The organism is Streptomyces sp. NPDC051636, from assembly GCF_044453765.1.
Lineage (GTDB): Bacteria > Actinomycetota > Actinomycetes > Streptomycetales > Streptomycetaceae > Streptomyces.
The window spans coordinates 88730-113761 of the sequence record NZ_JBITDA010000002.1 but is presented as its reverse complement, the minus strand read 5'-3'; the positions used below and the strand labels follow the sequence as shown (position 1 = coordinate 113761).

Annotated in this window: 22 protein-coding genes and 4 pseudogenes; 17 read left to right on the top strand and 9 right to left on the bottom strand. The window is 69.8% G+C overall.

Annotation, left to right across the window (positions count from 1 at the left end):
• Positions 1-372: 372 nt before the first annotated feature.
• The gene (locus tag ACIBBH_RS04075; RefSeq protein ID WP_399401692.1) at positions 373-2466 is read right to left on the bottom strand and encodes an NACHT domain-containing protein; all 2094 of its coding nucleotides are present in this window, start codon (positions 2464-2466) and stop codon (positions 373-375) included.
• Positions 2467-2786: 320 nt separating this feature from the next.
• On the opposite strand from ACIBBH_RS04075, the gene ACIBBH_RS04070 reads away from it, so the two are divergent.
• Positions 2787-3014 carry a hypothetical protein gene (locus tag ACIBBH_RS04070; RefSeq protein WP_399401690.1) on the top strand — a complete coding sequence of 76 codons (228 nt, stop codon included), beginning with the start codon at positions 2787-2789 and terminating at the stop codon, positions 3012-3014.
• 20 nt (positions 3015-3034) lie between these two features.
• Positions 3035-3355 (top strand): hypothetical protein, encoded by a 321-nt coding sequence (locus tag ACIBBH_RS04065; protein ID WP_399401688.1) that lies wholly within the window; start codon positions 3035-3037, stop codon positions 3353-3355.
• 384 nt (positions 3356-3739) lie between these two features.
• On the opposite strand, the gene ACIBBH_RS04060 is transcribed toward ACIBBH_RS04065, so the two are convergent.
• A complete protein-coding gene (locus tag ACIBBH_RS04060) occupies positions 3740-4096 on the bottom strand; it encodes an STAS domain-containing protein (protein WP_399401686.1) in 357 nt (118 codons plus the stop codon).
• A gap of 202 nt (positions 4097-4298) precedes the next feature.
• Between ACIBBH_RS04060 and ACIBBH_RS04055 the strand changes: the two genes are divergently transcribed.
• The 5 genes from ACIBBH_RS04055 to ACIBBH_RS04035 all read left to right on the top strand — a co-directional run bounded on the left by ACIBBH_RS04055 (position 4299) and on the right by ACIBBH_RS04035 (position 8131).
• On the top strand, positions 4299-4775 hold the full coding sequence (locus tag ACIBBH_RS04055) for an ATP-binding protein (RefSeq protein WP_399401684.1): 477 nt from the start codon (positions 4299-4301) through the stop codon (positions 4773-4775).
• Between the two features lie 409 nt (positions 4776-5184).
• On the top strand, positions 5185-5898 hold the full coding sequence (locus ACIBBH_RS04050; protein ID WP_399401682.1) for a hypothetical protein: 714 nt from the start codon (positions 5185-5187) through the stop codon (positions 5896-5898).
• 52 nt (positions 5899-5950) lie between these two features.
• A complete protein-coding gene (locus ACIBBH_RS04045; RefSeq protein ID WP_399401680.1) occupies positions 5951-6316 on the top strand; it encodes a phage holin family protein in 366 nt (121 codons plus the stop codon).
• The gene (locus tag ACIBBH_RS04040) at positions 6292-6969 is read left to right on the top strand and encodes a DUF3618 domain-containing protein (RefSeq protein ID WP_399401678.1); all 678 of its coding nucleotides are present in this window, start codon (positions 6292-6294) and stop codon (positions 6967-6969) included. Before ACIBBH_RS04045 ends, ACIBBH_RS04040 begins: the two co-directional genes overlap by 25 nt.
• A gap of 316 nt (positions 6970-7285) precedes the next feature.
• Positions 7286-8131, top strand: a complete 846-nt coding sequence (locus ACIBBH_RS04035; RefSeq protein ID WP_399401676.1) for an RNA polymerase sigma factor SigF — start codon at positions 7286-7288, stop codon at positions 8129-8131.
• 52 nt (positions 8132-8183) lie between these two features.
• Here ACIBBH_RS04035 and ACIBBH_RS04030 read toward each other — a convergent pair whose 3' ends face one another.
• From ACIBBH_RS04030 to ACIBBH_RS04020, 3 genes are all read right to left on the bottom strand, one after another.
• Positions 8184-9038 carry an alpha/beta fold hydrolase gene (locus tag ACIBBH_RS04030; protein WP_399401674.1) on the bottom strand — a complete coding sequence of 285 codons (855 nt, stop codon included), beginning with the start codon at positions 9036-9038 and terminating at the stop codon, positions 8184-8186.
• A gap of 201 nt (positions 9039-9239) precedes the next feature.
• Positions 9240-9968 carry a dienelactone hydrolase family protein gene (locus ACIBBH_RS04025; protein ID WP_399401672.1) on the bottom strand — a complete coding sequence of 243 codons (729 nt, stop codon included), beginning with the start codon at positions 9966-9968 and terminating at the stop codon, positions 9240-9242.
• Positions 9969-10855: 887 nt separating this feature from the next.
• On the bottom strand, positions 10856-12514 hold the full coding sequence (locus ACIBBH_RS04020; protein ID WP_399401670.1) for a catalase: 1659 nt from the start codon (positions 12512-12514) through the stop codon (positions 10856-10858).
• Between the two features lie 675 nt (positions 12515-13189).
• On the opposite strand from ACIBBH_RS04020, the gene ACIBBH_RS04015 reads away from it, so the two are divergent.
• The 6 genes from ACIBBH_RS04015 (at position 13190) to ACIBBH_RS03990 (ending at position 19069) form a co-directional block, all read left to right on the top strand.
• Positions 13190-14386, top strand: a complete 1197-nt coding sequence (locus ACIBBH_RS04015) for an exo-beta-N-acetylmuramidase NamZ domain-containing protein (RefSeq protein ID WP_399401668.1) — start codon at positions 13190-13192, stop codon at positions 14384-14386.
• Positions 14387-14729: 343 nt separating this feature from the next.
• Entirely contained in the window at positions 14730-14930 is a 201-nt protein-coding gene (locus tag ACIBBH_RS04010; protein ID WP_399401666.1) for a hypothetical protein, read from the top strand.
• Positions 14927-15907: a GNAT family N-acetyltransferase gene (locus ACIBBH_RS04005; RefSeq protein ID WP_399401664.1), complete on the top strand. Its 981-nt coding sequence runs from the start codon at positions 14927-14929 to the stop codon at positions 15905-15907. The genes ACIBBH_RS04010 and ACIBBH_RS04005 overlap by 4 nt, the downstream gene beginning before the upstream one ends.
• A complete protein-coding gene (locus tag ACIBBH_RS04000; RefSeq protein WP_399401662.1) occupies positions 15904-17244 on the top strand; it encodes an ABC transporter substrate-binding protein in 1341 nt (446 codons plus the stop codon). Before ACIBBH_RS04005 ends, ACIBBH_RS04000 begins: the two co-directional genes overlap by 4 nt.
• Positions 17238-18203 (top strand): carbohydrate ABC transporter permease, encoded by a 966-nt coding sequence (locus tag ACIBBH_RS03995; RefSeq protein WP_399401660.1) that lies wholly within the window; start codon positions 17238-17240, stop codon positions 18201-18203. Before ACIBBH_RS04000 ends, ACIBBH_RS03995 begins: the two co-directional genes overlap by 7 nt.
• The gene (locus tag ACIBBH_RS03990) at positions 18200-19069 is read left to right on the top strand and encodes a carbohydrate ABC transporter permease (protein ID WP_399401658.1); all 870 of its coding nucleotides are present in this window, start codon (positions 18200-18202) and stop codon (positions 19067-19069) included. The genes ACIBBH_RS03995 and ACIBBH_RS03990 overlap by 4 nt, the downstream gene beginning before the upstream one ends.
• Before the next feature lie 502 nt (positions 19070-19571).
• Here the strand turns inward: ACIBBH_RS03990 and ACIBBH_RS03985 are convergent.
• On the bottom strand, positions 19572-20528 hold the full coding sequence (locus tag ACIBBH_RS03985; protein WP_399401656.1) for a hypothetical protein: 957 nt from the start codon (positions 20526-20528) through the stop codon (positions 19572-19574).
• A gap of 210 nt (positions 20529-20738) precedes the next feature.
• Here ACIBBH_RS03985 and ACIBBH_RS03980 point away from each other — a divergent pair.
• Positions 20739-20871: pseudogene (locus ACIBBH_RS03980) on the top strand (Tn3 family transposase); the annotation flags it as partial.
• 118 nt (positions 20872-20989) lie between these two features.
• Complete coding sequence (locus ACIBBH_RS03975; RefSeq protein WP_399401654.1) at positions 20990-22183, top strand: PP2C family protein-serine/threonine phosphatase; 1194 nt, start codon at positions 20990-20992, stop codon at positions 22181-22183.
• A gap of 406 nt (positions 22184-22589) precedes the next feature.
• Here the strand turns inward: ACIBBH_RS03975 and ACIBBH_RS03970 are convergent.
• Positions 22590-22697, bottom strand: a pseudogene (locus tag ACIBBH_RS03970) (IS5/IS1182 family transposase); the annotation flags it as partial.
• Positions 22698-22783: 86 nt separating this feature from the next.
• Here ACIBBH_RS03970 and ACIBBH_RS03965 point away from each other — a divergent pair.
• On the top strand, positions 22784-23287 hold the full coding sequence (locus ACIBBH_RS03965) for a hypothetical protein (RefSeq protein WP_399401652.1): 504 nt from the start codon (positions 22784-22786) through the stop codon (positions 23285-23287).
• 74 nt (positions 23288-23361) lie between these two features.
• Here the strand turns inward: ACIBBH_RS03965 and ACIBBH_RS03960 are convergent, their stop codons facing one another.
• Complete coding sequence (locus tag ACIBBH_RS03960) at positions 23362-24036, bottom strand: hypothetical protein (RefSeq protein WP_399401650.1); 675 nt, start codon at positions 24034-24036, stop codon at positions 23362-23364.
• A 329-nt stretch (positions 24037-24365) separates the two neighbouring features.
• Here ACIBBH_RS03960 and ACIBBH_RS03955 point away from each other — a divergent pair.
• Positions 24366-24617 (top strand): annotated as a pseudogene (locus ACIBBH_RS03955) (helix-turn-helix transcriptional regulator); the annotation flags it as partial.
• A gap of 14 nt (positions 24618-24631) precedes the next feature.
• On the opposite strand, the pseudogene ACIBBH_RS03950 reads toward ACIBBH_RS03955, so the two are convergent.
• Positions 24632-24763, bottom strand: a pseudogene (locus tag ACIBBH_RS03950) (IS5/IS1182 family transposase); the annotation flags it as partial.
• Positions 24764-25032 lie beyond the last annotated feature (269 nt).

Sequence of the window (25032 nt, the reverse complement as noted above, 5' to 3'; positions counted from 1 at the left end):
CCGTCGCTCATGCGGTCACACTGCGGCCGGACGAGTGCGCCCTTGGGTGCTGACCGCGGTGACGAGACGTCTCTTCTCGTGCTTCTCCTCACCTGGGAGCCACTCGATGCCTTGCGGCGGCAAACGCCGACCCACGCCCATGAAGTGGCGCCGTCTCCCTGGGGGTTGGTCGTTGCGTGGTGGGTGAGTCGTTCAGGGCCTGGCTCAAGGAGCACCCGCTGCGGAGATCATCTGCCGGCGGGGCCAGCAGCTCGCGTCACGGCTGGGCGAGGATGCCGCTCACTCGGTGGGCGTAGATCACGAAGTTCACCAGCGGCTTCCTGCCGTGGGAGAGGGATCGTCGGAGGTGGGGGAGGCGAAGAACACAAAGAGTCACAGAGCGGAGTCCCGCGCCGCGAGACGCTGCTGCAGCCTGGGGTGACGGAACTGATAAGCCGTCCCCGACCGGCGCAGGATCCCGCGTGTGTGGGCATCGTCGAGGAAGCTCATGAGATGCCAGGGGAGTCGGCGGCGCAGGGCCAGCCAGGCTCGTACAAGGGTGAAGCGACCCCAGGCGGTGGCGGTGATGCCCACCATGCGGTCGGTGGTGATGAACGCGAATGCCATGGCACACCCCAGGGTGGTACCGATGGCGGGGTCGTAGGCGAAGGCGGCGGTGAGACCGCTACCGACGCCGACCAAGGGCCCGGCGACCAGGGCGCGGGCCAGGGCGGCGGTGCGGTCGTCGCGGCGCACGGTGCGCGGGCTGATCGACTGGGCGAGGTTGGTCTCGGCGTCGATCCAGATGTGCAGGCCGTCCACGATGCCCAGGGCCAGCCCCATGGCGACGGACAGGGCAGCGAAGACCAGGCCCGTGCGAGGGCCGTTGACCAGGCCGAGTGCCGCGCCGAGTGCGGCACCGAACAGCAGGCCGGTGAGCACTCCGATGCCCACGGACCGCAGGATGATCCGGCGGTTGCTGTGGAGGTCGACGGTGACCCGGGTTGGCTCGGCGCGGCCTTGATGGATGACGAACCCGGCGGCCAGACCGGCGAGGATCCCCGCGCAGGTGCCCTGCCCGACGCCGGTGGCGAGCCGGCCGTGGAGCACGGCGGGGAGGCCGGTGACCAGCCCGGTGATCAGGGCGATGGCGCGTCCGAGGACCGGTCCTGGAAGCCGGTCCCCGAAGGGACGTACGGCTGGGGAGTAGGCGCGGAGGGTGCCCAGGACGGTCATGGCCGTGCCGCAGGCGAGCCCGGTCCACTGTCCGGCCATGGCACCGGTGATGATCCCGGTGGGGATTCCGGCGGCGAGGCCGACCGGCAGGCTGGTGGCGAGCCGGTCGGCGGGCCGGGTGGCGGCCCTGTGCAACCGCCACCAGTCGAGGTCCCAAGTGCCTTCCTTCTCGAGCCAGCGGGCCAGGAACCGCAGCCAGCGCCGTGCTCTGCCCACTGTGGCTGGTCCACTGTGCCGCTCCGCATGGACGAAGGCCGCCGCGATGAGGCTGTCGATCAGGTGGTGTTCGACATCCGTGGCGTTCCGGAAGGCCGCCGGATCGGCCAGCTCGGCCGGGCGCGAGCTGGTCTCCTGGTACACGGTGCAGGCCAGCCAGATCATCAGCGGGATCTGCAGGGCCTGAGCCACCACGCTGCCCTCACCCCGGTCCAGGTGGGCGAAGACGTCGTTCCATCGGCCAGGCGGGAACTGCGATGTGGTCCTGGCGAGGTACCTCTTGATCGCCGGCACGTCGACGGGAGACAGCTCGACCGCTGCGGCGTTGGGCAGCCCAAGTCCGGCGTCCTCGACCGCCTGGAGGTATTCGGAGGTACGGCTGGTCACGACGACCGGCGCCGTTCGCAGCTGCCCGATCTTCCGCAGCGCGGTGCCTCGCGATGCCCGGGGCAGCTCGTCCAGACCGTCGAGGACAAGCAGCAGCCGACCGGACTCGGCCAGTTCCCGCGAGAGCGGCACCGGTTCGCCGCTCCCCAGCGGCGAGGACCACAGTCTTCGCAGCTTGGGGTGGTCGCGGTTCAGCCTCCGGGACACCCAGGCGTACAGATCCTCCTTCTCGGGTTCCCATGACTCAAGGGGGAGGACTACTGGCACCCGGTCCCCCGGATTCCACCTGAGCAGCAGCTCGCACGCGAGCCGCCGGGCCAGCGAGCTCTTACCGCCGCCGCCTTGGCCCAGGATGACCAGCCGGCGATGGGGCAGTCGTTCACTGAAAGCCTCATGCACAGCGGTGTATTCACCAGCCAGAAGATGCGGCTCCAGCAGACCGCTCTCGGCCCCGATGTCGTCCCAGCCCACCCCGGCCATGGCGTGTTCCGCCTCCCGGGTCACTCTCCACCGAACTGGCAGATGCCCATGGTTGCCGTTCTCCGGCCACTCCTCCCAGTCCCGCCACTGCCGTCGCAGTTCCCCGGCCAGCAGCTCGGCCGCCTCTTCGGGCTGCAGCTCTGTGCGCTGCCCAAGCCAGTGCACCATGCCGCGCACCCGCTGTTCGGCAGCACCGACGACTGCCAACGCACCACTTACCAGGCTCAGCCACTCGGTCGCCCTGTCCAGGCCCTGCGCCCAGAGAAACAGCGCCAGACCGAAGCCAGATCCCGCCGCGGTCAATAAGACCACCCTCGCCGTCAGCCGCCGGAACACGGCAACTCCACCCCCGTCATAGCTCCATGATGGTTGAAGGCACCCTCCAGTGCCAATCCGGAATCGCCCGCGTCCCTGGCGTCACAACGGCCCCTGCGAAACGGCGCTTTGTGCCCGTTCGGACTCAACGTCGGCGACTCAGCGAAGGCTTGATGGCGTCCCTCGCCCCGGGCGGCGGCAGCAACACCCTGTCCGACGACACCGGCTACCCCGGACCGGTCATCCGCATGGCAACGCGCGGCATCGCCGTCCGCCCCTGCGCGACGAGCTACGTGTCCAGGTCGGCGGGGGCGCAGGCGTCCGGCATCCGTACGGGCGTGCCGGTGTCGGTCAGCGGGGCGCGTGACGGGGAGTGGGGTCGGACTGGCCAGGCGGCTTGATGCGGGCGTGCCCAGCACCCGTGATCGCCCGCGCCTGCGTGCCTGGCAGCCACTACGCCGACCAGGCCAACGACGTGGACGCGGTGTCCCGTCTGCTCGCCCTGCACGACGAAGCGGTGCGGGCGAGCAGCACCCTGGTCACCGGTCTGGACGCCGGCAGCCGCCCTCGGGGCGGGCGTGGCGACGGCCGCGGGCGGCACGTTCGTAGTGGACTGAGGAGCACCGATCTCGCCGTGACGGCTCCCGGGGCGGTCCCCGGAGGCCTGGCGCTGGATGAGGCGGCGGGTGTGCTCGTGTACGGCGACAAAGAGGGCTTCGTCCTTCCGCACGGCTGTCACTGAGACGCTGATCGAGGCTGCGCGTCGGAACGACGCCGTGGGGCCGCCTGCACGATCGCCCGCACGCTGGCCGTTCCGCCTTTCCCCGCACCTGATCCGTCGGCGCTGCGGACTCGTCCGAATGGGCCCAGCTCGCCGGGGCGCCGTCGGAAATCTCGCTCACGCACAGACCGGGAGTCGTCCCCTAACGCTTCGTCGACCGGATGGAAGCCCCGTCGCGGCCGCTTTCGCTCATGTCCCTGCTGGATTGAGGGCGAGGGACGGGCGGGATGGGCGGCGACGCAGCCGCGGATCAGGGCATGCCCACGGTGTTGCGCGTCGGCCGGAGGCGCCGCGCTCGGCCGCCGGTAGCGCGGCGGCCCCGCGGTCAGGAGTGGAAGCCGTGGATCAGGCGGCGGCTTCCCGTGCGAGAGCCTCGTTGAGGGTGGGATACAGAGGAATGACGTCATCGAGGCCGACGATGTGCAGGAGGTCGAGCATGGGCCTCGGGGTGTGAGCCAGGCGCAGCCAGCCGCCGCTGTTGCGGGCCGCGTTGTCCGCGGCGACGAGAACGTTGATACCGCTGGAATCCATGAACGTGACGTGCCGGAAGTCGATGACTGTGTGCCGGACGCAGCCGTCCTCTGTGGTGAGGGCCTGGCGGAAGGTGCCGGCCGTGGTGTGGTCGATCTCCCCGGCCGGGGCGAGGACGCGCACGTGATCAGCGGTGGTGTGCTGGGAGACGCTCAGGTGGGCCTGACTCATCCCGTCTCCCTTGCCTGCTGACGTAGGACCTCGCTGCTGCGAAGCCCCTGCCCGCCACGCAAGCGCACGCTGCCCCTCATGTCAACCGCGTTCCGCGGGGCCGGCTGAATCCCCGAGTGCGGGGCAGCCGACAGGTGACCGTGCGATGCTCGCGGGCACAGCGTGGATTCCGCGTGACGATCATGTGGGACGGGGCGGGCGCATGGGGCAGGCCGTGGGGGACGAGGGACAGAAGACCGGGGGCGGTCCGCTGTCGGCGTCGGCCGCTTACGGGGGCGACTCCTCCTGTATCGGCGACGCGCGGCACCTGGCCACGAGCTTCCTCGCCGATGTGCAGGCCGTGCGCGGGTTCCCGGTGTCGCAGCGGGCGCTGGGTATGACGCAGCTGGTGGTCAGCGAGCTGGTGACGAACGCGGTGAAGTACGCGCCGGGCCCGGTCACGCTCGATCTGCAGATCAGTGAGGGCGCGGTGCGCGTGTCGGTGTGGGACAGCGATCCGGTCCTGCCGGACGGCGCTGCCACCGACCCGCAGCGGGTGGGGCGGCACGGCCTGGAAATCGCCCTTGCCGTCAGTCAGGCGTACGAGGTGCGGCGTGAGCCGGTCGGCAAATGCGTCACGGCACTGATCGCGCCGGCCGATGACCCGGGCGGGATCATCGCCGGCCGCACCGCTCCGTAGTCCGCAGTCCGCAGTCCGCAGGGTGAGGCCGGTGCGCATGGCCAGACGTAGATCGTCTGTTCACTGATCCCTGGCTCGTGAGCGATCTGCCCCGGCTACGACGAGATCAAGGCCTTGGCGCCGGAAGCCGGCGAGGGAACTGCGAGGCAGTCAGGCCCTCTCGGGCTTCCTTTCCATGCGGCCCGCCGCGGGTCTCGCGGTCACCTTTTGCTTGCTCGGCGCGGTCGGCAATGAAAGAAATACGGGATGGTTTTTCCCATTTGTGTGTGATTGTCGGCTAAGTAGTTACTCGTGCGTTGAGTGGAGGTTCAAGCGTGAGACCCGACAGCGGCGTACCAGTGCGTCGCCGGTGAATCCTGCGGGGGGACGCGTGGCATGGAGCAGAACTTCGACGCCGAGGGAGTAGCTGATGAGTGAGTCCATACAGAACGGTCCCGGGAGGCTGCAGCAGACCGGTGAGACGGCCAAGGCCCAGGCGTCGGCTACGGCTGATCAGGCCAGGCAGGCGGCGGGCCAGGTCGTGGGTACCGCGGCGGAGCAGGCCAAGACGGTCGTCGGTGAGGCCCGGCAGCAGGCCGGCACGGTCATCGAAGAGCTGCGGAGCCGCGCGATCGGCGAAGCCGAAGGACAGGTCAGGCGGGCGGCCGGGATGCTGCGTCAGTGGTCAGACGACGCGGCCGGTCTGGCCGGCAACGCCCAGGGTGAGTCGCCTGCCCGCAGCCTCGCTGCCCAGGCGGCTGACGGAGGGCACCGGGCCGCCGACTACCTGGAGAAGCAGGGAATGGAAGGGGTGCTTTCCGATGTCCGCGGCTTCGCCCGTCGGCGCCCAGGTGCCTTTCTGGGAGGCGCCCTGCTGGCAGGGCTGGCGGTGGGACGCCTGGCCAAGGCGGCGGGCAAGGCCGGGCAGGCCTCCGGCACGGGACAGCAGCGCTCTGCCGGCACTGTGCCTCCGGAAGCACTGAACGAGTCGGCCCCACCGACCCTCCCCTCCCGTCCCGTGCAGGAGGCTCCGCCGGTGCCGCCAGTACCGCCGACGATCCCGCAGACTCCGCAGCCGCCGGTTCCGCCGTCCGCGGGCACGGCGCCGAGCGGTGCACCGGTTCCCCCCTCTCCGGAGGTGTGAGGTGTCTTCCCTCCCCCCGAGCTCCGGGGCTCCGCACGGTGAGGACAGGTCGGTGGGCGAACTGCTGTCAGTGGTGACCTCGGACATCCAGACCCTGTTTCGCCAGGAGGTCGAGCTGGCCAAGGCGGAAATCAGGCAGGAGGCGAACAAGGCGGGCAAGGCGGCCGGCATGTACGGCGGCGCCGGGTTCGCCGGCTACATGGTGCTCCTGTTCCTTTCGCTGGCCGCCGTGCTGGGCCTGTCGAACGTGATGGACGGCGGCTGGGCCGCCCTGATCGTCACGGCGGTGTGGGCCGTGGTCGCAGCCGTCCTGTACCAGCGGGGCCGCACCCGGATGCGCACCGTCTCCCCCAAGCCCGAGCAGACCGTCGACTCGATGAAGGAGAATGCCGAATGGGCACGTCACCCGACCAAGTGAGGGCCGAGATCAACGCCACCCGGGAACGGCTGTCCGCCGATGTCGACCGGCTCGCCGACCGGACCAGCCCCCGGCGTGTGGTGCGCCGCCGCACCGAGCGGATGCGGGGCGCGGTCTCGGGGATCCGTGAGCGGGTCATGGGATCCGCGTCGCAGGCCGCCCAAGGGGTCACCGGCAGTGCCCAGTCGGCGGCCGGCTCGCTGCAGGAAGGTGCCGGGCAGGCGGTCGGCACCGCGCGCGACGCCGTCGATCAGGTGGGCGAAGCGGTCAGGCAGGCGCCTGATCAGGCCATGCGGCAGACCCAGGGCACCCCGTTGGCCGCCGGTCTGATCGCCTTCGGAGTCGGTGTGCTGGCGTCCTCGCTGCTGCCGGCGTCCCAGGCCGAGCAGCAGGCGGCCTCCGGCCTGATGGAAGGCGGCGCGGAGGCGTTGGAGCCGGTGAAGCAGGCGGCCCTCGAGTCCGCGCGGGACTTGAAGGAAGGCGCCAAGGAGGCCACGCAGAGCGCCACTGAGGAGGTCAAGGACACCGCCGCGCAGGCCGCCCGAGCGACCCAGGAAGAGGCCCGCGGCCAGACAAGCCACCTGACGGAGCAGGCGCGTGACTCGGGCCGGCAGGTCGCCGACGAGGCTCGGCGAGACTCCGGGCCTGCCTGAGCCACGTTCAAGGCGCAGGCGGACCGGATCCAGCTCACCTCCCGCCGCCGCAACCCACGCTGGGGCCGCTGGGTGAGCGGGTGCCGCCCGTCGGCCGCGCAGGTTGCTGCGTCAACGACTGGTCAGCAATACGCAACCGCGCCAGCGGTCTCATGAAGAGCGGATATCCCCTCTCACCGCGCCCACCCCTGACCGGTGCGCGTGGCAGGATTCGTGCGCCGGTCCGGACATGGGTGCAGGATGAAGGGGTAGGCGGTGCGGCGTCGGCCGTTTCAGGCAGGCAGTGGCATTGGCTCGATTGCGGGAGGGGAACAGCATGGCTCTCATGAGCACGGCGGCAGCAGGCACGCAGACGGAGGAGTTGCCGGAGGTCGCCGACCCCACCCGGGTGGCGCCCAAGGATGCCCGTGAGCTGTCGCGGTTGTTCTTCGATCAGCTCGCGCTGCTTGAGGAGGGCACCCCCGAGTACAGCTACGCCCGCAACACGCTGATCGAGATGAACATGTCCCTGGTCCGGTTCGCGGCGGGCCGCTTCCGCAGCCGTGGACCGGAGGAGATGGAGGACATCGTCCAGGTCGGCATGATCGGGCTGATCAAGGCGATCGACCGGTTCGACCTCTCCAGGGAAGCGGAGTTCACCTCCTTCGCCATCCCCTACATCATCGGGGAGATCAAGCGGTTCTTCCGCGACACCACCTGGGCCGTGCACGTGCCGCGCCGACTGCAGGAAGCCCGCGTCCAGCTGGCGCGCGCCACGGAGGAACTCCGCAGCCGTCTGGGCCGTACCCCCACGATCAAGGAACTGTCGGAGCTGATGTGCCTCCCTGAGGAGGAGGTCCGGGAGGCCCGCCTGGCCGCCAACGGCTACAACTCCTCCTCCCTCGACGCAGCGATCAACGGTAGCGAGGACGGCGAAAGCGCCCTGCAGGACTTCATCGGTACCGAAGACCAAGCGCTGGAACTGGTGGAGGACTTCCACGCCCTGGCCCCGCTGATCGCCGAACTCGACGAGCGGGACCGGCAGATCATCCACATGCGGTTCGTGGAGGAACTCACCCAGGCCCAGATCGGCGAACGCCTGGGCGTGTCCCAGATGCACGTCTCCCGCCTCCTGTCACGCACGCTCGCCCGCCTGCGCGAAGGCATGCTCACCACCCGCTGAGGACTGCGCGTCCCAAGTGAAGACCGCCCACGCGCGGCGGTCTTCACCGCGCTTACTCGGGCAGCCCTCGAACGAACCCGGCGACGAGTGTCGCCACCGCTTCCGGAGTTTCCAGGTTCATGGGGTGGGTGGCGTCAATACGGTTGACGCTGATCGTCGGCCGGGTGCGGGACAGCACGGCCAGCTCGTCGGAGACATCTTGTGCGAACCGCGTGCTGAAATCGGCGAACCACTCCATGCCAGGCGCAGGCGGTAGCCGTCGGCCGGCCTGTACCAGCAGCAGCGGGCAGTCGACCCCGTCCAGCCATTTGGTGACACCGAGCGCGCCGAGCCTGTCGAGTTCGTCTTGGATATCCAGCGCCTCCGCCCGCTCCGGCAGCGTCTGCCACGTGCCGTCGGGCAACGGGCGTGCGGCCGCGCGGGCAGCGGCCTCCGCACGGTCGGCGGGAATCCCGAGCCGGGCGGAGTTGACGACCTGCGCCTCGATGTACTCGGGTGGCGCGATGGTCCCGGCCGACGCCAGCAGCATCTCACTCACCCGTTCCGCGCCGGGGTACTCGCGTCCCCACCAGAACCCGTCGAGATTCACGGCGGCGCGGGCACGGTTCGGGTTCACCCTGGCGTATTCGACCGCGATCATTCCGCCGAGGGAATGGCCCACCACAACGGCCTCCGGCACGCCATGCGCGTCGAGTGTGTCCGCGATGCGCCGCACCACGGTGGGGATGGTCCAGGGGGAGACACCGGGAGAGCGGCCGTGGCCGGGAAGGTCGACGGCGAGGACACGGTGCCCGGCGGTGAGCAGGGTGGCCGAGGCGTCCCAGTCGGTGAGCGACCGTGCGAAACCGTGCAGTAGAACCAGTTGAGGGCCATCGCCCCCATGATCATGGGCATGTAGGAGTGTCATTGGGCTTCACTGTAGGGGGCACACAGAGAGAAGTGACCAGAGGCAGCGTCCGGAGAAGTCGGACGGCCCGGAGTTGGTCAAGGCGCCCACTGGTCGCTCCCCGACGGTGGCTTGGTACCGAAAGGCCGCTGGAACAGCCTGGACCGAACGCGCCGGCCGGGAACGAGCTCCGGCCGGCGCGCCGGGCACTGTGATCTCGCGTCAGCTCAGATGCCGGGCGAAGAACCGCAGCGAGCTGTCCACTTCGAACGACGGCACATCCCCGTGCGTGCCGGGGTTGGCGTGCAGCGTCTTCTCGGTCGAGGCCAAGGCGTCGAACAACGCCAGGCTCTCGTCCCGCGGAACCATCTGGTCGTCCCACTGGACCAGGAACTGCACCGGCACGGAGATCCGCGCGGCGTCCTCGGCCAGCCCGTGCACACCGAGCAGGCCCAGCACCGCGGCACGGATCCGGGGCTCTGCGGCGATGAGCGGGATGCCGAGTCCGCAGCCCATCGACATGCCGCAATAACCCACGGGGCCGACGCCGACCTGGTCGAGGCCCTGGACCGCGGTCAGGACCGCCTGCCACTCCGCGACAGCCTGACCGGCCAGATAGCTGTGCATGCCGGCCACCAGCGCGCCCGGATTCTCACCAGCGGCCATGCCGGCCCGCATCTCGGCCGCGATCCGACCGAACTCGGCGTCCTCGGGCCGGTCACCGTGGTTGGGCGCGTCGATCGCGACGACCGCGAACCCCTCGGCGGCGTAGCGGCGCGCGCGGGACACGGTGCCGGGGGCCGTCTTGTGCTGCCTGCCGCCGTGACCCAGCAGAATCAGGGGACGCGTGCCGCAGGCGCCTTCCGGCGTCCACAGCACACCGGGAATCTCGTCAAGGGTGAAAAACACTTCGGTGACGCCATTCGATGACGTCTGGGAGGTGAAGCGCATCAGCGTTTCAAGCCTTTCGGGAATGCCTTGCGCGGGCGCTCCCTAGGCCATGCAAAGGAGGGAGCCCCGACTGGTCACAGTGTTGATCGGACTCACCTCCTCGAACTCGCAGTAGCTGTACGGCGATTCCGAACGTATCACGATGATCACCGCCTTCGCCTCGCCTGGACGAACGTTGACCCGTCATCGCACCAGGACCTGACGGGAGTTGTGATCAGGAGCTGCCCAGGTTCGAGGCGGACAGTGCGGTCCGGTTCTTCCCCCGGCATCTCGGCCGAGCGGTCACCTCGCCGGCCTGACGTGAGCGGTGCCGGCGTCCGGCGTGCCAGTCGGGCGCCGATACCGCGGCCCCGGGTCGAGGCTGCGCATCCAGATGACGGATCAACCTCACCTGAGGCAAAGTCGCTGGGAAGCCGCGTCGCCACGGGTGGCGCCCCGTCCGCCCCGCGTCCGGGGCCCGCCGTGACGCGCAGCTTCCACACGCCGTTGGCGGGTAGCGCGGCGGCGTCGACCGTGAAGGTGGCGTGCCGCTCGGTGCCGGTGTCCCGGACGAGGTCCGGTGTCTCCGGACAGCCAACCCATCGCCCACGTCTACGACTTGACCCGGTCGGTCCGCAGGATGTGGCCAAGACCCGGGCGCCGGCTGCGTCGGACTTGGCCCTGGAGAGGGGAAGCCGTCCGTGAAGGGCCCGGCCGCGGCGATGGCGGTCACCCGGAGGCGCGGCCGACCGGTTACGGGCGCCACCGCCCGCGCTGCGCCTCCGTCGCCGTACGCCGTGGCGGTGACGCACGCGCGTCATGGCGCCGCGCCCATCCCCGGCCGTGAAGCGCTGCACACCCGTACGCCACAGGCAGCCGGCCGCGCCGCAGGCGGGCACGGCGACCGGTCAGCGGGTCACCACGTGCCGCTCGTCGGGGACACAGTGCGTCATGGTGATTCCCTCGACGTCCCGGGACGGGTTCTTGCCGAGGCCGGCCAGACGAATCTTGTCCTCCTCCGTCAGCTCCTGGCTGGCCAGCGGCTCCAGGTCCGCGACGTCCTCGGGACGGATGCCGAGCCCCTCGCCGACCTTGAGGCCGAGGTCGTTCTCCACCAGCAGGAAGTGCCACACCATCCGCTCCTGGATGGGCCGGTCGCACTGGGAGAGCAGGTTGACGAGGTTCTTCACCAGGTCGTCGCGCTCCCACTGCTCCATCAGCAGGTAGCGCTGGCCGGCCTGCTGGTAGTCGTTGGTGCGGGGGATCCGCTTGCGGGTGAGCCGGCCGTGGATCTCCGGGCCCTGCTCGTCGTGGGTGGGGTACTCCGCCTCACGCAGGCCGCCGCGGATCGACGGCTCGTAGTTGACGCTGGGATTCTCGCCGCCACCGTCGACGTAGTACGCCATCATTCCGTCGCGCTGGTTGGTGCGCACCCGGGCGTTCTTCGCCTGGTTGACGGGGAGCTGGAGGTAGTTGGGGCCGACGCGGTAGCGCTGGGTGTCGCTGTAGGAGAAGGTGCGGCCGACGAGCATCTTGTCGTCGGAGAAGTCGAGTCCGTCGACCAGCACACCGGTGCCGAAGGAGATCTGCTCGTTCTCCGCGAAGAAGTTCTCCGGCATCCGGTCCAGTACCATCCGGCCCACCGGCTTGGGCGGGAAGTCATGCTCGGGCCAGGTCTTGGTGTCGTCCAGCGGGTCGAAGTCCAGCTCCGGGTGCTCGTGGTCCTCCATGATCTGCACGAGCAGTTCCCACTCGGGGTATTCGCCGCGCTGGACGGCCTCGTACAGGTCCTTGGTGGCGTGGCCGAGGGCGTCGGCCTGGACGTTGGCGGCGTCCTCCTCGGTCATGGAGCGCACGCCCTGCCTGGGCATCCAGTGGTACTTCACCAGTACTGTGCGGCCTTCGCCGTTGACCCACTTGTACGTGTTGACGCCGAAGCCCTGCATGTGGCGGTAGTCGGCGGGGATGCCGCGCGGGCTGAACAGGTTGACGAGCATGTGCATGGCCTCCGGCGTCTGCGACATGAAGTCGAAGATGCGGTTGGGCTTCTGCTCGAAGTCGACCGGGTCCGGCTTGAGGGCGTGGATGACGTCGGGGAACTTGATGGCGTCCCGGATGAAGAAGACGCCCAGGTTGTTCCCGACCAGGTCCCAGTTGCCGTCCTCGGTGTAGAACTTCACCGCGAAGCCGCGCGGGTCGCGCGCCGCCTCGGAGGAGTCGCGGCCGCCGATGACGGTGGAGAAGCGGACGGCGACGTCCGTGCGCTTGCCGCGCTCCTGGAACAGCGCCGCGCGGGTGTAGCGGCTGACCGGCTCGTCGCCCCAGGTGCCGTACGCCTCGAAGCAGCCGTACGCGGTCACGCCACGCGCGTGCACCACGCGCTCCGGGATGCGCTCCCGGTCGAAGTGGCTGATCTTCTCCAGGAACTGGTAATTCTCCAGGGTGGCCGGCCCGCGGACGCCGACGGTGCGCTGGTTCTGGTTGTCGTAGACGGGGTGGCCCTGCCGGTTGGTGAGGGTTTTCCGGTCGTCACCGGGGGCGGGACCGGTGCTCGCTACGTCCGTCATGGTCTTGGGCTCCTTCGGCTTGTCCCTGCCGTCTGCGGAAGTGCGGGTGCGTGGCGACCGCGGTCGGTCGCGGGCGGGGCGAGTACCGGACACCCCCGGCCAGTCACCCGTACGGGCCGTCGCCCGCGCCCGTCCGCGCGGCTCCCACCACCCTCGCACCGCCGCACGCCGACCACGGCCGGGGCTGGGCCGAACAGGCCATGAAGCCGCCCGGCTGGACCGCCGGCAACCGGGTGGCGCACCCGGCACGGGCGCCGGGCGTCGAGCCCCGGGCAGCCCGGTTCGCCGTCAAGCGTGGTCGCAGTAGCGGCCCTGCTCTCCCTGCCGTAGGCGCCGTCATCGACCGGCGGCGGACCATGCCTCCCGGACGGTGTGCCGCAGCCGGCCCGGAGACGGCCACGGCACGCCCAGCGCCCACGTTGCAGCGGGAGGACCGCTCCCTTGGCGCACAGATCCGGTGTGCCGCCCGGGGCGGCTGTACACGGCGCCGAACGGGTGATCAGTGGCAGACGCTGAGGGCACCCTGTCGTCGTCCTTCATGCCCAGGACGCCGCAAGAGATTTCACGGCCACGCTCCGCACGAACTCGGATAAATCACTGCTAAATTCCAAGACCGGCCAATATGTAGGTTTCCGACCGCCGCTTCGAGATGTCACCGGCAGACGGGGGCAAAGGATGAGCACGGACGACCGCGTCGCGGTGACGCCCGGCATCGCACGGCTGCACGCGTCGCCCGGACTTGCCGGGCCCGGCCGGCTCGGGCTGGTGACCAACCACACCGGCGTCCTCCCCGACCTGCGCCCGGCCGCGTCCGCGCTGCTCGAGGCCGGAGCACGGCTGGTCGCCCTGTTCGGTCCCGAGCACGGGCTGCACGGGACCGGCCAGGCCGGCGAGAGCGAGGCCGCTCAGGCGGACCCCACCACCGGCCTGCCGGTCCACGACACATACCGGTGCAGCGGCGAGCGCCTCGATGAACTGCTGCTCCACACTGGCGTCGACGCCCTGGTGTACGACCTGCAGGACATCGGGGCCAGGTTCTACACCTACGTGTGGACCATGTTTGACCTGATGGTCTCGGCGGCCCGTACGGGCGTACGGTTCGTGGTCGCCGACCGGCCGAATCCCCTCGGAGGACTCGTCAGCGAGGGTCCGGTGCTCGACCCGGCGTGGGCCAGCTTCGTCGGGCGCGCCCCGATACCCGTCCGGCACGGCCTCACCTGCGGTGAACTCGCCCGGCACCTCAACGCCTCTGCTGTGCCCCAAGTCGCGGGCCATACGGCAGACTTGACGGTGATCGAGGCTGTCGGCTGGGAGCGCGCCACGGACGCGGACGCCACCGGCCTGCCGTGGGTTGCGCCCTCGCCGAACATTCCGACGCCCGCTACTGCCACCTGCTACCCCGGCACCTGCCTGTTCGAGGGCACGAATCTCTCGGAGGGCCGTGGCACCACGCAGCCCTTCGAGATCGTCGGGGGCCCGTACATCGACGCTCGGTTCGCGCCCTCGCTCGCCGAACTCGCCCTGCCCGGAGTGCGCTTCCGTGATCTGCGATACGTACCGACCTTCCACAAACACGCCGGACGGCTGCTGCGCGGGGTCCAGCTCCACATCACCGACCCCGAGGTGTTCGCTCCCGTACGTACCGCCGTCGCGATGCTCATCACGCTGCGGCGGCTGTACCCGGACGACTTCGCCTGGCGGACCGCGGACGGCGGCGTGGAGGGGACCGGCCACCGGCACTTCATCGACCTGCTGTGGGGGTCCGACCGGTTGCGGCGAGCCGTCGACGCGGGCGACGACCCGCTGCCCCTGTGCGATCCGCCGGCGCCGCCCGGCCGGTGGGCCGGCGACGACGTGCTGCTCTACCCCTGACACCTCCTGCCCCACCGCTGCGAGCTGCTGCTCTGCCCCTGAAAGGAGCAGGCAGTCGGGCGGACCGTCACCGAGCCGGCCGCGGCCCGCGACACCTCCGAGACGACGGTGGTCCGGTCCAGCCGCGCCATCGGCCGCCGTGGCCGCCCCGGGCCGCGGATGGCCCTGGCCACCGGCCTCGCCCACAAGGCCGCCCGGGAGCGGCACCCGCCCGTGCCCGGCACCGGCATCGGCCCGGACGACACTTTCCGCGAACCGGTCGGCAAGACCGCTTGCGCGGACGCCCGCGCGGTCACGGACACCATCGGGAACATCGACCTCGACCGGCTCCAACTCGAGGACCGTGCCAGAGACCGTCATGGTCCTCGGCCCGGCCCGCCGCCGCGCCGCGTCGGCCACTGCCGGCCGCGTCGCCCGACTCGTCGTCGTGGACTGCGCCCTGATCGCCGTGGCGCAGCGCACCCCGGACCAGAACGAGGCAGCGCTGCGGGCGACGTTCGGGGCCGTCCGCGACCTGCGTCTGGAAGGACAACCCCGTCGATGACCGATCGCACGACCAGACCCCGGGCCCGGATTCGTGGCTTTCGCGCGGGCGACGGCCCCCGGTTGGTGGAGACGTGGCACCGGAGTACGCCGGCCGACCCCATCACCCCGGACCGCTTCCGCTCCCTGGTGCTGCTCGACGCCAACTTCGATCCGGAGGGGCTTCGGGTCGCCGTCGACGGCGACCGGGTCGTCGGCGCCGCCTACGCGGTGCGCCGCCTGACGCCGATGACCGGCACCGACCTGGAACCGGAGCGGGGCTGGATCCCGTTCTTCTTCGCCGACCCCGCCGCCCGCGGTCGCGGCCTCGGCCGCCGGCTGCTGACCGACGCCCTCGACTGGCTGCACAGCCACGGCCGCACCCGGGTGGACTTCTCCGCGTACACCCCGAACTACATCCTCCCCGGCCTGGACGCCGAGGCGTACCCGGAAGCGGCCGGACTCCTCGAGTCCCTGGGCTTTCGCACGCTGTACGAGGCAGCCGCGATGGACCGCGGCCTGGTCGGCTATCGCTTCCCGGAGGATGTCGCGTGCCGCTTGGACGCATTGACGGCGCAGGGCTACCGCTTCGCCACCCCGTCCGACGACGAGCTGGTGCACCTGGTCGCGCTCGCCGGGAACCACTTCACCCCGGACTGGGCGCGCGCGATCCGGGAGTGTCTGTCCGCGGGCACGCCGCTCGACCGGATCGTCATCGCCCGGGACCCTTCGGGCCGCCTGGTCGGCTGGGCGATGCACGGCGCGTACGAGTCCGTGGACGAGCGGTTCGGGCCGTTCGGTGTGCTGGAGGAGATGCGCGGCACCGGACTCGGCAAGGTCCTGCTCCACCTGGTCCTGGAGCGGATGCGGGCGCGCGGTGCGCACTCCGCGTGGTTCCTGTGGACCGGCGAGCGGTCCCCGGCGGGCCACCTGTACCGCAAGGCCGGTTTCACCACGACCCGGGTGTTCCGCGTGATGCGCCGGGAGACCGCCCGATGACGCCGGCACGCCGCACCGGTGGCCTGAGCCGCCGTCACTTCGCGCTCGCGCTGCCCTCGGCGCTGCTCGCCTCCGGATGCGCCGCACCGCACCAGGGCACCGGGCGGCCCGGGGATCCGATCGTCCTCACCCTGCTCTCCCACTATGCGAGCGGGGAGCTCAAGGAGGCCCTGCAGGGCCCGGTCGACGAGTGGAACGCCACGCACGACCGGGTCAGGGTGCGGACGAAGGCCGTCGAGTTCACGGACCTGCTGACCACGTTCATGGTCCGTCAGGCCGCGGGCCAGGGCGCCGACATCATCCACCCGTACTGCCTGTGGAACGGCCAGCTCGTCCGGGCCGGCGTCCTGCGGCCCGCTCCGTCCGAGCACGCCGAGGAGATCAGGAGCGGCTACGGCGAGGCCGCGGTCGGCTCCTCGTCGGTGGGCGGCAAGGTCTACGGCTACCCCACCGAGGTGCAGACGTACGCCCTCTACTACAACAAGCGGCTGCTGCGCGAGGCCGGCATCATCGGGCCCCCGCGCACCTGGCGGGAGCTGGAGGAGACGGCCTACCGCACCGCCAGGCGGGACCGGTACGGCAACACGCTGGTCCAGGGCTTCGGGCTGTCGACCTACGACGACTCCACCACCGTCGGGCAGACCCTTGCACTGCTCAACGCCGCCGGCGGAACGTTCGTCTCCGCGGACGGCAGGAGCACCGCCATCGACTCGCCGGCCGGCCGGGCCGTGTTCGATCTGGAGCACCGCCTCGTCACCAAAGGTGCGAGCGCACCCGGCGTCAACGTCTACAAGGCGTTCGCGTCCGGGCAGGTGGCCATGGTGGTCAGCGCCGGCTGGTGGACCGGGAGCCTGAAGGCCCAGATGGGCAAGGACTACCGCGATGTCGGCGTCGCGCCCGTGCCCGTCCCCGAGACGGACGACAAGCGCGCCACGCTCTCCACCGGCTTCATGCTGGGGGTCAACACGGCCAGTGAGCACCCGCGCGAGGCCTGGGAGTTCCTGCGCTGGCTCAACACCGAGAAGGTGAGCGTGAACAGCGCCGAGAGGGGCGCGACAGCGACCCGGATGAGTTCCCTGCAGGTGTCGGTCGGTTCTCTGACCGGCCGCGCCGACGACATGCGGACGCTCCTGGGCGCGGGCAGCGATCCGAACCTGCGCCCGTTCCTGGACGCGCTGGCGTACGCGGTGCCGGAACCGAACGTGCCGGGCGCGCAGCGGGCCAAGTCGCTGCTGCGCAAGAACATCGAGGCGTTGTGGACCGGTCAGCAGCCGGTCGACGAGACGCTGCGCACCATCCGCCGGCAGGTCGATCAGGAGGTGTCGCGCTCATGGTGAACGCCCTGACCCCGGAGACGACGGTGCGGGCGCCCAGCGCGCCGTCCGCCGGGCCCGCCGCCGACGGCCGAAGCCGGACCCGGCGACGGCGGCGCCAGGCCGTCGTCGCCTATCTCTTCCTGGCGCCGGCGCTGCTGTTCTTCGCGGTCTTCCTCATCCTGCCGCTCGGCTTCGCGCTGCTGCTGTCGATGTCCAGCTGGGCCGGGTTCGACCTCGGCGACATCGATCCGGTCGGCCTGGACAACTTCACCGGCCTCTTCGCGGACGGATCGACGTTCCTGGCGCCGATCCTCACCAATACGCTGCTGTTCGCCCTCGGCACCGTGGCCCTCGCGCTCGCCGGCTCCGTGCTCGTCGCCACCTGCATCGACAAGCTGCGGTTCCAGGGGCTGTGGCGCACCCTGTACTTCCTGCCGATCGTCACGACCGTCGTCGCCGTCGGCAACGTATGGAAGTACATGTACGAGCCGGGCGGGCTCGTCAACGGCGTCCTCAACGCCCTCGGTCTCGGCTCGGTGGCGTTCCTGCAGGACCCGGACACCGCGCTGCCCTCGGTCGTGGTCGTACAGGCCTGGGCCTCGGTCGGCACGGCGATCCTCATCCTGACCGCCGGGCTGAAGTCCATTCCCGAGTCGTACCACGAGGCCGCCGAGCTCGACGGCGCCGGGCCCGTCACCGTCTTCTTCAAGATCACACTGCCGCTCCTGCGGCCGTCCCTGCTGTTCGTGTGCATCACCCAGTTCCTCACCGGCCTGCAGTCGTTCGCGCTGATCATCGTGATGACCAAGGGCGGGCCGGGTGACGCGACCAACGTGGCCGCGCTGGAGATGTACCGGCAGGCCTTCAGCTACGGCGACTGGGGCACCGCGAGCGCCGCCGCCTTCGTGCTGTTCGCGGTGGTCCTCGTGGTCACCCTGGTGCAGTTGTGGATCTTCCGGCGCAAGGGGGAGGCCGCATGATCCGCCGCCGTTTCCCGTGGCTGTCGTATCTGGTGGTCGTGACCGGCGCCGTGCTCACCGTGGTGCCGTTCCTCGACATGGTGATGACGTCCTTCAAAGGGCCCGGTGAGTCCGGCACGCTGCCGTACCGGTTCCTGCCCCAAGCGTTCGACCTGTCCAACTACCGGTCGGCGATCGACCAGCTCGATCTGCCGGTGCTCTTCCGCAACAGCGTCATCGCCACCGCGATGATCACCGGATCGGTGCTGCTCACGTCGTCACTCGCCGGCTACGCCCTCGCCAAACTCCGCTTTCCCGGCCGGGACTTCATCTTCCGCCTGGTGCTGTCGACGATGATGTTCCCCCCGTTCCTCTTCTTCATCCCGCGCTTCCTGATCCTGGTGCACTGGCCGCTGGCCGGCGGCAACGACCTGTTCGGGCGCGGCGGCGCGGGCCTGACCGTCAGCATCGCGGCGCTCGCCATGCCGTTCCTCGTCAACGGCTTCGGGATCTTCCTGATGCGCCAGTTCATGGTCTCGATCCCGGACGAGGTCCTCGAGGCCGCGCGCATCGACGGCGCCGGCGAGTTCGCCGTATGGTGGCGGATCGTGGTGCCCCAGACCAAGCCGGTCGTGGTGACGCTCGCGCTGCTGACCTTCGTCGACGCCTGGAACGAGTACATCTGGGCGCTGCTCGTCTCGACCGCCAACCCGGACGTGATGACCCTGCCCGTCGGCATCCAGCTCCTGCAGGACTACGTCGACCCGACCCGCACGATGCCCATCGTCATGGCCGGCCTCGTCCTGAGCATCCTGCCGGTCCTGATCCTCTTCCTCCTGCTGCAGAAGTACTACATCCGCGGCGTCATGCTCAGCGGACTCAGGTAAAGAGCGAATCCGTGGCCGGCACGAGGACGAAGACGGTCCTCGCCATCGGCGGCCACACCGGCGGTACGGACCGCACTACAGGCCCATGCCGTCCCGAAGCACGACCGCTCGCGAGTCCTGGTCGGCGACGAGGACTCGGCTCCGCCCGCCGTGGCGTCACATGAAGCCGATCTCGCCAGCGTTCAGGACCGGTCCTCCGCCGGCGCAGCCCACATGCTCGCTTCGTCGTGGCGCCGGCCGAAGCACGCCCTCCGTGTCGACCACGAAGGTGAACGGCTCGGCCGACTCGGCCGCCGATCGCTCCCCGATCCATCTGCCGAAGTCAGCCGCCGAGCCGATCGGGCAGCCGTCACTGCCCGGCCGGATCGCAGCTTGCGGCTCGGCCGGTCCCACATACCGACAACTCCGCCCCCGCACGCTCACGCGAGCCAACCCAGAACACTTCCGAGACACGCCCCGACAGCATGGGGGAGCGGGACTCAGCTCCGAACTCGGGCTGGTTTCACGACCGGTCCTCAAGGATGTCGTGGGCTTTTCGGACCGCGTTGCGGTTCCAGCGGCGCTCCTCCTCCAGCTTCGTCCGGTTCTTGGCGATGAGCTGTACCTGGATGCGTACGTCGACGGCGTGCGCAGTGTGGACGTAACCGGTCTGCTGCTTGCAGCGGGCGTCGGCGGTCGCGGTCTTCTTCTCGAGGGCCGACGGCTCGTTGGGGTCGTACTGCGGACCGTTCAGCCTTTCCTCGAGTTCCTCGCGGTCGCGGCCGGTCTCGGCGTCGTCAGGGGTGGCGTAGTGGTAGCCCGCTTTCCGCATGCAGGCCGACCACGCCTTGTCCGCCTTGTTCCAGACGGGGTCCCGCATGCCCTGCTGGAGGCTCTTGGTCTCCAGTTCCAGGACAGGATCCTTCCGGTCCTGCAGGTTCGCCCCGAAGATCGCACGGTCCGCCTCGCCGAGACAGCCGCGCTCCGGGATGCGGTGGCCGTGAACGGTCTTCGGATCGTCCCCGACGAACTGGCCGGTGAGCGCGAGGTATTCGGAGAGGGACCACTTCTTCTTCGAGTAACGGCGTTCGTACTCGGCCCGCGCCGCCTCATAGCCGTACCGCGCGGCCTGCTCGGGGTCCTGGATACCGTAGCGGAAGTCGTCCGAGTAGTACGCAACGGCCGTGAACACGCCCGTGCCGGAGGGGCGTTGGGGCCAAGCGGGTTCGGGGTCGGTGACGAGGTTCTTCAGGCTGCCGAACCCGAGGCGGGTCATGCACTCCTTGGCGAGCGCCCACCGGGCCCTGGCGACCGTGCGGCCGTCGTCGTCGGACATGTCGTACGCGGCCAGCGGCAGGTACCTCGGGTCGTCCGACGAGGTGGGCCGCGCTTCGGACTCGGTCGGCTCGGTCTGCTGCCCGCACGCCGCGAGGGCGAGGCCTGAGGCGAGGATCAGTAAGAGGGGGACGGCTCTGCGCATCGGGCCAGCTCATCAGGACCCGGGACACCCGACCGTGGTGGAGGCCACAGTTCCGGGTCACAGCCGCATCACAGGTCCCGGATAGCCGACCATGCGGAAACGTCCCCTGCAGAAGGCGGTTTGTTGTGGCGACGCTTGGAGGACGGCCCCCTTGCTCCCTCTGCCCCCTCTCCTGCCCCTGCCTCGTCCATCGCCGGCCCCGGAACCTGCCACGGCAAGCGCGGGCAGATCATGCAGGCGTACCGGACGGGGGCAGGAGGACCCGCATGGGGCGCTCGGCCTGGTCCTCAACGCCGTGGTGCTGTGGCCCCCCGGCTATCTGGACGCCGCTCTTGCTGCGGTGAGCGGGGGCCAGCGCGCAGGCACTGCAACTGCGCGGCACCACGGGCGTGTCGACTGGGACTTTGGGTGATGTCGCGGAGACTCGGGGAAGAAGTTTCGGCAGCCGATGGGAGGTTGCCGTGGAGGGTGGAGATCTGGAACTGGGCGAGTTGCTGGCCGCTGCGGAGGCGGCGCCGCCCGGTGAGTCCGTCGACGTGATAGCAAACGACCTGCAAAAGCGATTCGGTGCGGAGCGTGTGTCCTTCCTGTTCGTCGACCTCATCGGTCAGCGGCTGGTACGGCTCGCCGCGGCCGACGGTGATGTCGCGGACCATGCCGAGCCGATCGACCTGCAGGGCAGCGTCTACGACAGCGTTCTGCAGAGTCAGCGCCAGCATGTGGAACCGGACGGCCAGGGCGGACGGCGGGTCATCACGCCGGTCACCAACCGCGGTGACTGCATCGGCGTCCTGGAGGTGACCCTGCAGTCCGCCGACGACACCGTGCTCCGACAGGTCCGCGACGCGGCACACGCGCTCGCCTACATCATCGTCACGGACCGCCGCTTCACCGATCTGTACCACCTGGGCCGGCGCACCACCGAGACCAGCCTGGCCGCGGAGATCCAGCACCAACTGCTTCCCTCGGCCCCCTGCTGCCAGGCGGACCAGTTCACCCTCGCCGCCGGGCTGATCCCGGCCGACGACATCGGTGGCGACACCTACGACTACACCCTCGACCGCGACACCCTGCACCTGTCCATCACCGACGCCATGGGCCACGACACGAACTCCGCTCTGCTGGCCACCTTGCTGGTCGGTGCACTGCGGCGGGCCCGCCGCAGTGGATGTGACGCCCTCAAGCAAGCCCACCACGCCCACCAGGCGCTGCTGAGCCACAGCCGCGGCCTGGCCACCGGGCAGTTGCTGTGTGTCGACCTCGAAACAGGCCTGTGCGAACTGGTCAACGCCGGTCATCCCTGGCCACTGCGGCTGCGCGACGGCATCGTCGAGGAGGTCAAACTCGCCGTCAACCTGCCGTTCGGTGTGGCGGCACCCACCTCCTACCGCCTACAGGAACTGCAACTGCGTCCAGGAGACCGCCTGATCCTGCTCACCGACGGAATGCAGGAGCGCGGTGCCGCAGCCGTCGACCTGGCCTCGGTCGTGCAGGACACCCGCCCGCTGCATCCAAGAGAAGCCGTACGAAGCCTGACCACCGCGGTGCTTGACGCCTGCCATGGCAACCTCAAGGACGACGCCACGGTCCTGATACTGGACTGGCACGGCAACCGCCGCCGATCGGCCGAAACCGGACCGGGCCCCCAGCGATGAGCCGCGGCGGCCCACTACTGAGTCCCCGACACCGTCGATGGCAGCGTCAACCTCACCGGTGACAAGCCCGCGGGGGAGGCGGGCCGGGACGACTGCCGACAGGCGTTCTCGTGGGTCTCCCACGCGTCCAGCGGTTCGGCCGACCAGGGCCAGTGCGGACCTGGGTGAGTTCGTCCTCGGCGTCCGTCAGGTCCTGGGGGAAGTCGTACGAGGCTGCTACGTACGGGCGTGGTCGGGCGCCGGGGAGGGCTGGGCGGGCGGTTGCCAAGCGGGCGAACGCTGATTCTACCTGGTGTACGGGCCGTTGAAGGCGGTGGAGTCCTAGTCTCAAGGTGTACCCGGACTATCGGCCCGGGAGCACCACATGTCTCGCGAAGCTTCGTTCGACTGGTGCGCGCGCCGCTCACAGTGCCCGGTTGATCCTCTGTTGGGTCCGGGTGAGGTCTTGGTGACGAAGCCGTCTGATCGGCGTGGTCACCCAGGAGCCGGCCCCGATGTAGGCGCGGTCGGCGACGGCCAGGTCGGCGTCCCGCCTACGGTGGGGGCGTCGACCTGGGGAGCGCCGGTACCCGGATCGCGCTGACGGGGGCACCGTACGCCGTGGCCGCGGCGCTCTTCGTGCCGAGCCGGTGGGTACGGCTGGGGGCGGTGGCCGCGCTGGCGGCCGGGGTGGCCTTCGGGGGCTTCGTCGGCCCGGCGCAGTCGCGGCAGCGCCAGCACGAGGCGGAGGTCGCGCGGTACCGGGAGCACCCGGAGCTGCTGTACCTGGGCGTTGCGCCGCCTGGCACGCAGGTGTCCCGTGCCGAGGTCGGCCCCGCCTACTTCCACGTCGAATACCGCCCCGTCCGGCAGGACGAGTACACATACGTGGACCTCACGGTGCGCTCGCCGCTTACGCCGACACCCCGATGCCCCGAGCTCATAGAGAAGGGCGCGACGTGCAGAGTAGACGCGCACGGCGAGATGAGCACGGTCCGCGGCACCGGCGGTGACCGCGCCGTCACTCTCACCCGGCGCTACCGGAACGCGGAGGCTGAGGTCACCAGCCCGACGCTCGACGAACCCGGGCCACGCCATCTCCTGAACACTCTGCACCGGCGCTGACCGCCCTTGCTGTGCTGCCCCGGCTGCCTCGCGGGTGTGCGGACCACGAGGCAGCCAGGCGCGCGATCGGTGGATCAGCCTTGGACGACGAACGTCTTGGCCTTACCGGAGCGGCTGGAGCAGGACCGCTTCTCCTCAGCGGTCATCTTCCTGGACTTGACGACCACCGCATTGCTCTGGCCGTCAGTCCCGTTAGGGGCAGGGCCGGTGATGACGTCGGGGACGAACCAGAAGTAGTGATCCCACTTCCGGTCGTCGTAGTGGGTCTGCCATGTGCCGGAGACGGTCTGCATCACCTGCGCACGGGAGATCCAGCCGACTTCACCGGGTTTCACGGTCATGTTGACGGAGCTGGTCTCCGAGTGCGTGCTCGACCAGGTGTGGCTGTACGTCGCCGTCACGCTGAGGTCGATGATTCCCGCTATCTTGCCGCCGGCGGTCACGGCTACGCCCGCCGAGTCCGTGGCACCGACCGTGTCGGACCAGGTCATCGACTGGGTGGCAGGCGAGGTGCTGCAGTTGTAGAGCGAGTCGGAGACCCGGTGGAAATCTCCGAGATACGCCTGTCCCAACTGCGGGTCGTTGAAGGTGCACTTCCCTTCCCCCGAGTCGCAGTCGGCTATGAGCTGTGCCCGGGCAGGCTGGTCATCCGCCGAAGCCGGAACGGCTATCGCCGCGACCATGCCCAAGGCAGCCGCTGAGAGCGCCAGCATCTGTCCGCCGTAGCGCATCCTGCGGTTGTTCGCCATACATGTGCCTTTCGCTGTGCATGAGGGGGGTCGGCGATCGCAGGAAGAGCGACTGACGTTACCGCGATCACCGCCTGTTGCGATCCTGAAGACGCAACAAGTGACTTATGTACACCACCAGTTGATGAAATCCCAGCCGTGGGCGACCTTCTGCCTGTAAGTAATCGGGGGGACCCCCTTCACCTCCGCGATGACGTGCCACCTTCCGGCCGGCGACCGCGGCAGGTGCGCCGGTAAAGATCTTCGGTGGCTGGGCTTGCGGTGGTTGGAAGTCGAGGCCGGTCTTGGCGACGAGGCCGGGTCGGTACTGCATGCGGCCGGCCTCCCGTGGCGGCCTGTCCAGGGCCGCATTCGCGCGGCACTTCACCGCCCTGGTGGGCACATCGCCCCTGGCATGCCTGACGTAGCTGCGCATGACGGCGGCGGGCCGACTGCTGCGCTCGGGCGACACGCCGCTGCGCGTCCTGGCGCAACGCGCGGGCCACACCTCGGAGTGCGCCTTCGCCAAGGCGTTCAAGCGCGAGTACGGCATCCCGCCGGGGCAGTACCGCAAGCGTCCCACGGCCGCTGCCAGCCGCTAGGCAGTCTCGTTTGATCACCGAGCGGACCAGAGGCAGATGCTCGCGATCTGGAGTCCGGCCAGGTGGATGGTCGCGGTCTTCTCGTAGCGGGTGGCGATGCCTCGCCACTGCTTCAAGAGGTTGATGCACCTCTCGACGGTGTTGCGCTGCTTGTGACCGCGGTTGAAGTCGGCGGCCAGCCACCGCGGCTGTCCTGACGCAAACGGTGTCCCCGCTGTCACAGGGACGGGAATGACCGAATTTGGTTGAACGGATGCCGGCGCCTGCACCGCCGCAACGACCGCAAGGCCGAGCGCTTCCTCGCTTTTGTCGGCATCGCCGGCGCCCTGATCTGCTACCTACTGCACCAACTGTTCGTCATCCAACGCGGTGGCCACCGAAGAATCACGTCAGTAGCCTTGGCAGCATATGCTCC